Here is an 8,252-nt window from a genome sequence, read left to right as displayed (position 1 = left end):
CCGGCGCCGGCGCCGCGACCGCGACGGCCGCCGTGGTCGCGGCGAGCAGGCCTCGTCTGGACAGGCTCCTACGTCCGGACAGGTTCATACGGTGACCTCCGTGTTCCCTGCGGCTGTCATGACCACGCACGCTAGCGCGCGCGGCGGCCGCGGAGAACGAACGTGACCGAAGCGCCCCTTCCGCCGGTACATACCGACTGGTTAGTCTGGCATCGCAGCAGTGCTGATCGACTGGTGTCGATATCGCGTCGAAGGAGACCGATGGTGGAAGCCGTGCAGGATGCGGGAGTGGTCGTCACCGGAGCGGGAGGCGGCATCGGTGCCGCGCTGGCCCGCCGCTTCGCTGCCGAAGGGGCCAGAGTCGTCGTCAACGACCTGGACGCCGCCAAGGCCGCGGCCGTGGCCGAGGAGATCGGCGGCATCGCGGTTCCGGGCGACGCCTCCGCGATCGTGCCCGAGGCCCTCGACGCCCTCGGCGGCACCATCGACGTCTACTGCGCCAACGCGGGCCTCGGCTCCGCCGGCACCGAGGCGGCCGACGAGCGGGTCTGGGAGCTCGCCTGGGACGTCAACGTCATGGCACACGTCCGCGCGGCCCACGCGCTGCTCCCCGGCTGGCTGGAGCGCGGCAGCGGCCGTTTCGTCTCCACCGTCTCGGCGGCCGGACTGCTCACCATGATCGGCGCCGCGCCCTACAGCGTCACCAAGCACGGCGCGTACGCCTTCGCCGAGTGGCTGTCGCTGACGTACCGCCACCGGGGCCTGAAGGTGCACGCGATCTGTCCGCAGGGCGTGCGCACCGACATGCTCGACGCCACCGGCAGCGCGGGCGACATCGTCCTGCGGCCGACCGCGATCGAGCCCGACGACGTCGCGGACGCCCTCTTCAAGGGGATCGAGGAGGACCGCTTCCTGATCCTGCCGCACCCGGAGGCCGCCGGGTACTACCAGGCGCGGGCCGCGGACCCCGACCGCTGGCTGGCGAACATGAACCACATCCAGCAGAAGTGGGAGGCCGGCCGGTGACCGCCCCGACGTACGCCGACAAGCCCTGGCTGGCCCTGCTCAACGACGCCCAGCGTGGCCCCGTGAGCCCCGCCCACTCCCTGGTGCACGCCCTTCGCGCGGCCGTCGCCGACACCCCGGACCGCGCCGCGCTCGCCTACTTCGACGCCCGGCTGAGCTACCGCGAGCTGGACGAACTGAGCGATTCCGTAGCCGGGCACCTCACCGCCCGCGGCCTGGAGCGCGGCGACCGGGTCGCGATCCTGCTGCAGAACTCCCCGCACTTCGTGCTCGCGCTGCTCGGCGCCTGGAAGGCGGGCGCCACCGTCGTTCCGGTCAACCCGATGTACAAGTCGGGCGAGGTCGGGCACGTGCTCCGGGACGCGGAGGTGAGCGCCCTGGTGTGCTCGGACCGCGCGTGGGAGTCGTATCTGCGCGAGGCGGCCACCGGCTCGCCGGTGCGCATCGCCCTCACCGCCTGTGAGCTGGACTTCCAGACACGCGGCGACGCACGCGTGCTCGGCTTCGAGCGGCTGCCGCAGGCCGAGGACGCCGACGACCTGGTGACCGTCGCCCGGCAGGGCCACAAGGCCCCCGAGGGCCGCGACGCCGACCCGTCCGACATCGCGCTGATCAGCTACACCTCGGGCACCAGCGGCACCCCCAAGGGGGCCACCAACACGCACGGCAACATCATGTACAACGCCGAGCGGCAGCGGACCGGGCTGGCGCTGCCCGAGGCACCGGTCTACTTCGCGATGGCACCCCTCTTCCACATCACCGGCATGGTCTGCCAGCTCGGCGCCTGCCTCGACAGCGCGGGAACGCTCGTCCTGGCGTACCGCTTCGAGGCGGGCGTCGTCCTCGACGCCTTCGCCGAGCACCGGCCGCAGTACACCGTCGGCCCGTCCACCGCCTTCATGGCGCTGGCCGCCCACCCGGACGTCAGCCCGGACCACTTCTCGTCCTTCGTGAACATCTCCTCCGGCGGTGCACCGCTGCCGCCCGCCCTGGTGGAGAAGTTCCGCGCCGGCTTCGGGCCCTACATCCGCAACGGCTACGGCCTGACCGAGTGCACCGCGCCCTGCGCCTCCGTCCCGCCCGGCCGGGAGGCCCCCGTCGATCCGGGCTCGGGCACCCTCGCCGTCGGTGTGCCCGGCCCCGACACCGTCGTCCGCATCGTCGACGAGCAGGGCGCCGAGGTGCCGTTCGGCGAGCAGGGCGAGATCCTCGTCCGGGGCCCGCAGGTCGTGCCCGGCTACTGGCGGCGCCCCGAGGCGACCGCCGAGACGTTCCCGGGCGGCGAGCTGCGCACGGGCGACATCGGCTTCATGGACCCCGAGGGCTGGCTCTACGTGGTCGACCGGAAGAAGGACATGATCAACGCGTCCGGCTTCAAGGTGTGGCCGCGCGAGGTCGAGGACGTCCTGTACACCCACCCCGCCGTCCGTGAGGCGGCCGTCGTCGGGATACCCGACGGCTACCGCGGGGAGACCGTCAAGGCGTACATCAGCCTCCGTCCGGGCAGTGCGGCGGACCCGGACGACTTCGCCGCCTACTGCAAGGAGAGACTGGCCGCCTACAAATACCCGCGTCAGGTGGAGATACTGCCCGACCTGCCGAAGACGGCGAGTGGGAAGATCCTCCGACGGGAGTTGCGTTCGCGTCCGGGCGACGCGTAGAAGCGCATAACCTCGCACGACAACGGATACAGCGATACGGAAGGCAGGTGGCGGCAGTGCCCAGGACGACGGACGGAGACGGTACGCCCGTCCCGCAGCGGCTGCTCGCCGCCGCCACCCGGCTCTTCGCGGAGCGCGGCTACGACCGGACGTCCGTGCAGGAGATCGTCGAGGCGGCGGGCGTCACCAAGGGCGCGCTCTACCACTACTTCGGCTCCAAGGACGATCTCCTGCACGAGGTGTACGCGCGCGTGCTGCGCGTTCAGCAGGAGCGTCTGGACGCCTTCGCGGACGCGGACGAGCCCGTCGAGGAGCGGCTGCGGCGTGCCGCGGCCGACGTCGTCGTCACGACGATCGACAACCTCGACGACGCGATGATCTTCTTCCGCTCCATGCACCACCTCAGCCCCGAGAAGAACAAGCAGGTACGTGCCGAGCGCCGCCGCTACCACGAACGCTTCCGCGCCCTGGTGGAGGAAGGCCAGAAGGAGGGCGTCTTCTCCACGGCCACCCCGGCCGACCTGGTCGTCGACTACCACTTCGGCTCGGTCCACCACCTGTCGACGTGGTACCGCCCCGGCGGCCCGCTGGGCCCGCAGGAGGTCGCCGACCACCTGGCGGACATGCTGCTGCGAGCGCTGCGCCCCTGATTCACCAGCTGTCGTCCTCGGCCTGACCGGGGGAGAGTCCCGCCTCCCGGGCCCAGGTGGCGGCCTCCGCGCGGTCCGCGACGCCCAGTTTGGCGAGGACCGCGGACATGTGGTTGCTCACCGTCTTCGGGGAGAGGCCGAGCCGGACTGCCACCGTCGCGTTGGGCGTCCCCTCGGCGATCAGCGTGAGGACGTCCCGCTCGCGAGGGGTGAGCGCCGGGCACGGGTCGGGCCGCGGCAGCGGACGGCTGAGCTGCCCCAGCACCCGCCGGGCCACCCCGGGACCGAAGATCGCCTCCCCCGCGGCCACCGCCCTGATCGCCCGTACGATCTCGTCCTGGCCCGCCCCCTTGAGCACATAGCCGCAGGCCCCCGCCCGCATGGCCGCGAACACCGAGTCGTCCTCCTCGACCATGGTGAGCATCAGCACCGCCACCGCGGGTGCCACCCGGCCGATCTCCCGTGTCGCCTCGATGCCGTTCATGTCCGGCATCCGGATGTCCATGACGACCACGTGCGGGCGCAGCGTCACGGCGGCCCGCACGGCCTCCCGCCCGCCGGCCGCGACCCCGACCACCGACACCCCCGCCGTGCCGTCCCGCACGGACTCCAGCAGCGCGGCGAGTCCGGTCCGTACGACGGGATGATCGTCGGCGAGCACGACACGCAGCGCGCCGGAACCCCCCGTGGCCTCGGCAGCCGTGAACTCTTCGTCCTGCGGTTCCATCCGCGCCTCCCCGGCGTCCCGGCCGCTCACAAGTCCCCCACCGCACCCGCTGTCCCGGCCTCCCCGACCAAGGGCGCCTCGGCGGCGCCCCGTGCCCGTACGCCGTCGCGCGCCAGCGGCAGCACCGCCACCACCCGCCCGCGTCCGGCCACACAGCTGCCGCCCAGTTCCGCGGCCCGCTCCCGCATCGAGGTGATGCCCACGCCGGGCCGCCAGGGCGACTCCCCGTCCTCCCGCGTGCCGTCGTCGCGCACCTCCAGCCGGAGCCCGGCGCCGATCTCGATGCGCAGGTCCACATGCGAGGCGCGGGCGTGCCGGGCGGCGTTGGTGAGGGCTTCGACGGCGATGCGGTAGGCCGCGACCTCCACGGCGGCGGGGAGCGGGGGCAGCAGCTCCGGAGCGGACATACGGACGACGAGGGGAGTGCCGTCCGCGCGCCAGGACAGCCGGGCCGAGCGTTCCCGCAGGGCGCCGAGCAGGCCCAGCTGGTCGAGGTCCGGCGGGCGCAGACCGTCCACCAGGCGACGGACCTCCCCGACCGCACCGCCGATCTCCGCCCGCAGCTCGGTCAGCAGCGCCGCGGCCCGGTCCGGGGCGAACCCCAGCAGATTGCGCACGGCGTCGGCCTGGAACGCGGCCCCGGCGAGCGTCGGCCCGAGCCCGTCGTGCAGATCGCGGCGGATCCGCCGGCGCTCCTCCTCCCGCGCGGCGACGATCCGCTCCCGGGACTGCTGGAGCTGCCGGGACAGGTCGGTGGCGTGCAGGGCGGCCGCCAGCGGCACCGCGAGCAGTTCCAGGACCGCCAGGTCGGCCGGGCCCGGCTGCCGCTCGCCCGGCCGCAGACCGAGGATCAGTTCGCCCACGGTCCGGCCGTCGTAGTCCAGCGCGACGGTATGCGTGAGCTCACCGCGCGAACCCCAACTGCCGCCCGCCGCACCGGACTCCGTGACCAGGCAGACGTACGGCAGTCGCAGCCCCTCGCCGACCGCCTCCGGCACCGCGCCCACGCCGGTACCCGCCAGTCGCTTCCCGATCCGGGAGACCGCGCGCACCGGATCGTGCCGGTCGCCGTACAGGGCCCGGTCGACCATGGCCTGGAGCAGGCGCCGGGCAGGCTCGAAGACGAGGGCAAGCGCGACCGTGATGAGCGCGGGTCCGATCAGTTCGGGGGCCGGGTCCAGCAACGACTGGAAGAAGGTCACCAAGCCCACGTAGGAGGCGATCACCGCCACCGTCAGGACCCCGTACAGCACGCCCCGGGAGACCACCAGCCGGATGTCGAGCACTTCGTGGCGGAGTACGGCGATGGTGATGGCGACAGGCATCGGCAGTGCAAGCCATGAGACGGGTACCGGGAAACCGACGGCCAGCAGCACCAGGTTGAACCCCAGTGGCAGCACACCGGCAATCAGCCACAGGAGCTGACGGCGCTCCTGCTCCCCGCCCCGCCGGTAGCGGACGGCGAAGGCGGCGAGGACCGCCGCCAGCACGAGACCGGCCTTGACCAACTCCACCATGTGGAGCACCGGCCCCCAGCCGGACGGCAGCGGGACGAACAGCGGCTCGGCCGCGGTGCCGTGGAAGAGTCCCCAGTCCGAGGTCGCCCAGACCAGGATGTCGAGCGGGGCGGTGACCAGCTGAGCGATCAGCACGGGGCGCCACCGGCGGCCGGGCAGCCGGCCGTCGGGGAAGAGGAAGTAGGCGAGGGCGAGGACGGTCGCGGAGCCGGTGATCCAGGTGTAGCGGCCGACCGTCGTGAGCGCCCGCAGCGGCGCGGTCGGCCAGCCCGCCGTCAGCCCCTCGGCCGTCAGCCCGATCGAGAGCCCGGTGAACGCATGGCCGAGACCGAAGGCGAGCAGCAGCCAGCCGAGCGGATTGCGCGGACGGTGCAGGGCGATGAGCGTGCCGCAGACGCCGTAGGCGAATCCCATGGCCAGGTCGACGACCATGTCGTACCGGGTGACGTCGGCGACCGGGACCCCGGCCACGGCCAGCGCGACCGCCCCGACGGCCACCTGGACCAGGGCGAGCGACAGCAGGGCGTACGCCATCACGGTGCGCCGCCGGGTCCGCCCGTACCGGTCCTCCATGCAAGCCATCGTGCTGGCTCGCCGCCCGGGTGTCATGGGAACGGTTCCCGGTCCACCCGGGAGAGATCCCGGTGAGCGCCCGGCGCATCCCTCTCAACTCCCGGCCCGGCGAGGCCCGATGCTCGAAGCAGCGGGCCGGGGGAACGGCTGTCGGTCCGGGAACGGGGGAGAACGACCATGCTTTCAGTGAAACGGCGTCTGGCGGGCCTTGCGGCGGGGTGCGCGCTCGCCGTCGCGGGCACCGCGGCCGTGCCGGTCGCCGCGCACGCCGCGCCCGGAGATTCCATCTGTGTCAACCGCCCGGACGTCGGCGCCAACCGCTACATCCGCGACCACTACCAGCGGCTCGGCGGGGCGGACAGCAAGCTCGGCTGCCCGATCGAGGGCATGGAGACGTTCAGGTCGGGCGGCACGGTGGTGGCGCAGCGGCAGAAGTTCGACAACGGCGACATCGCCTGGTCGCCGCGCCAGGGCGACGCGATGGTGGTCACCGCCTGGGAGTACCAGGGCGCCGCGTTCTTCAGCTGGGGCCCCACCCGCCCGTTCGACTACGACCTCTTCCTGGTCCGCTACACCAGTGCGGCCGACGCGTTCGGCACCCAGCGCAGCGCCGTCGGCGGTACCTGGGGCGGGACGCTGGTGCGCAAGGAGACCACGGGCGCCTACACGTTCATCGTCGAGGGCTGCGACGACGGCACCTGGGGCCTGACCTGCAACCAGGGCTGGACGCTGCCCGTGTCCACGCGCTGACCGTCATCCCTGGGGTACAGCGGGGACAGCGGGGACAGCGGGGGAAACAGGGGAACTCCGGGATCGGGGGAGCCCGGGGCGGGGGAGCAAGGGCCGGCGAGGGCGCACACCCTCACCGGCCCTCGCGTCTATGCGTACTTCTTGATCTCCCGGTGCGCCAGCGACCGCTGGTGCACCTCGTCGGGACCGTCCGCGAGCTTCAACGTCCGGGCGGCGGCCCAGAGTTCGGCCAACGGGAAGTCCTGGCTCACGCCTCCCGCACCGTGCAGCTGGACGGCCTTGTCGAGGATGTCCACGACCGTGCGCGGCGTGGCGATCTTGATGGCCTGGATCTCGGTGTGGGCACCCCGGTTGCCGACGGTGTCCATCATCCAGGCCGTCTTCAGCACCAGCAGCCGCAGCTGCTCCACGGCCACGCGGGCGTCGGCGATCCAGTTCTGCACGACACCCTGCTGGGCGAGCGGCTTGCCGAAGGCCGTACGGGACACCGCCCGCCGGCACATCAGCTCGATCGCCCGCTCGGCCATGCCGATCAGCCGCATGCAGTGGTGGATGCGTCCCGGGCCGAGCCGCGCCTGCGCGATGCCGAAACCGCCGCCCTCCTCGCCGATCAGGTTGCTCACCGGCACCCTGACGTGGTCGAAGAACACCTCGGCGTGCCCGCCGTGGGAGTGGTCCCCGTAGCCGTACACCTGCATGGCGCGACGGACGTCGAGCCCCGGGGTGTCGCGCGGCACGAGCACCATGGACTGCTGGCGGCGGACGTCGGGACCCTCCGGATCCGTCTTGCCCATCACGATGAAGATCTTGCAGTCCGGGTTCATAGCCCCGGAGATGTACCACTTGCGGCCGGTGATGACGTAGTCGTCGCCGTCCCGCTCGATGAGCGTGGTGATGTTCGTGGCGTCGGAGGAGGCCACCTCGGGCTCGGTCATCGCGAACGCCGAGCGGATCTCGCCCGCGAGCAGCGGCTCCAGCCACTGCTTCTTCTGCTGCTCGTCGCCGAACTGCGTGAGCACCTCCATGTTGCCCGTGTCGGGCGCCGCGCAGTTCAGCGCGGTGGGCGCCAGGTGCGGGCTGCGGCCGGTGATTTCGGCGAGCGGCGCGTACTGGAGGTTGGTGAGCCCCGCACCGTACTCGGAGTCCGGAAGGAAGAGGTTCCACAGCCCCTGACGGCGGGCCTCGGCCTTCAACTCACCGAAGATCGCCGGGGTTTCCCACGGAGAGGCGAGCTGGGCGCGCTGCTCGTGCTCGACGGCCTCCGCCGGGTAGACGTACTCGTCCATGAAGGCGAGCAGCTTCCCGCGCAGCTCCTCGGTACGCGCGTCGAATGCGAAGTCCATGGCGG

7 protein-coding genes are annotated in these 8,252 nt (G+C 72.4%); 4 read left to right on the top strand and 3 right to left on the bottom strand.

Annotation, left to right across the window (positions count from 1 at the left end; genetic code table 11):
• Positions 1 to 261 precede the first annotated feature (261 nt).
• From ABZS97_RS32300 to ABZS97_RS32290, 3 genes are read left to right on the top strand one after another with little or no spacing between them, the layout of a single operon-like run.
• The gene (locus tag ABZS97_RS32300) at positions 262 to 1,026 is read left to right on the top strand and encodes an SDR family oxidoreductase (protein ID WP_356143484.1); all 765 of its coding nucleotides are present in this window, start codon (positions 262 to 264) and stop codon (positions 1,024 to 1,026) included.
• Complete coding sequence (locus tag ABZS97_RS32295; RefSeq protein ID WP_356143482.1) at positions 1,023 to 2,687, top strand: AMP-binding protein; 1,665 nt, start codon at positions 1,023 to 1,025, stop codon at positions 2,685 to 2,687. Before ABZS97_RS32300 ends, ABZS97_RS32295 begins: the two co-directional genes overlap by 4 nt.
• Before the next feature lie 56 nt (positions 2,688 to 2,743).
• On the top strand, positions 2,744 to 3,337 hold the full coding sequence (locus ABZS97_RS32290) for a TetR/AcrR family transcriptional regulator (protein ID WP_356143480.1): 594 nt from the start codon (positions 2,744 to 2,746) through the stop codon (positions 3,335 to 3,337).
• A gap of 1 nt (position 3,338) precedes the next feature.
• Here ABZS97_RS32290 and ABZS97_RS32285 read toward each other — a convergent pair whose 3' ends face one another.
• Entirely contained in the window at positions 3,339 to 4,064 is a 726-nt protein-coding gene (locus tag ABZS97_RS32285; RefSeq protein ID WP_356143478.1) for a response regulator transcription factor, read from the bottom strand.
• A 26-nt stretch (positions 4,065 to 4,090) separates the two neighbouring features.
• Entirely contained in the window at positions 4,091 to 6,154 is a 2,064-nt protein-coding gene (locus ABZS97_RS32280) for a histidine kinase (RefSeq protein ID WP_356143476.1), read from the bottom strand.
• Positions 6,155 to 6,331: 177 nt separating this feature from the next.
• On the opposite strand from ABZS97_RS32280, the gene ABZS97_RS32275 reads away from it, so the two are divergent.
• Complete coding sequence (locus ABZS97_RS32275; RefSeq protein ID WP_356143474.1) at positions 6,332 to 6,904, top strand: hypothetical protein; 573 nt, start codon at positions 6,332 to 6,334, stop codon at positions 6,902 to 6,904.
• Between the two features lie 128 nt (positions 6,905 to 7,032).
• On the opposite strand, the gene ABZS97_RS32270 is transcribed toward ABZS97_RS32275, so the two are convergent.
• The gene (locus ABZS97_RS32270) at positions 7,033 to 8,247 is read right to left on the bottom strand and encodes an acyl-CoA dehydrogenase family protein (RefSeq protein WP_356143472.1); all 1,215 of its coding nucleotides are present in this window, start codon (positions 8,245 to 8,247) and stop codon (positions 7,033 to 7,035) included.
• Between the last annotated feature and the right edge of the window lie 5 nt (positions 8,248 to 8,252).

The sequence above is a fragment of the Streptomyces sp. NPDC005485 genome (assembly GCF_040606085.1).
Classification (GTDB): Bacteria; Actinomycetota; Actinomycetes; order Streptomycetales; family Streptomycetaceae; genus Streptomyces.
The sequence above is the reverse complement of the archived record's forward strand: the minus strand, read 5'-3'. Positions and strand labels throughout refer to the sequence as shown.

Excerpts from the sequence above, each read along its gene's own strand:
- ABZS97_RS32275 (WP_356143474.1), top strand. The coding sequence starts at position 6,332 with ATGCTTTCAGTGAAACGGCGTCTGGCGGGCCTTGCGGCGGGGTGCGCG.
- ABZS97_RS32300 (WP_356143484.1), top strand. The coding sequence starts at position 262 with ATGGTGGAAGCCGTGCAGGATGCGGGAGTGGTCGTCACCGGAGCGGGA.
- ABZS97_RS32270 (WP_356143472.1), bottom strand. The coding sequence starts at position 8,247 with ATGGACTTCGCATTCGACGCGCGTACCGAGGAGCTGCGCGGGAAGCTG.
- ABZS97_RS32280 (WP_356143476.1), bottom strand. The coding sequence starts at position 6,154 with ATGGAGGACCGGTACGGGCGGACCCGGCGGCGCACCGTGATGGCGTAC.
- ABZS97_RS32285 (WP_356143478.1), bottom strand. The coding sequence starts at position 4,064 with ATGGAACCGCAGGACGAAGAGTTCACGGCTGCCGAGGCCACGGGGGGT.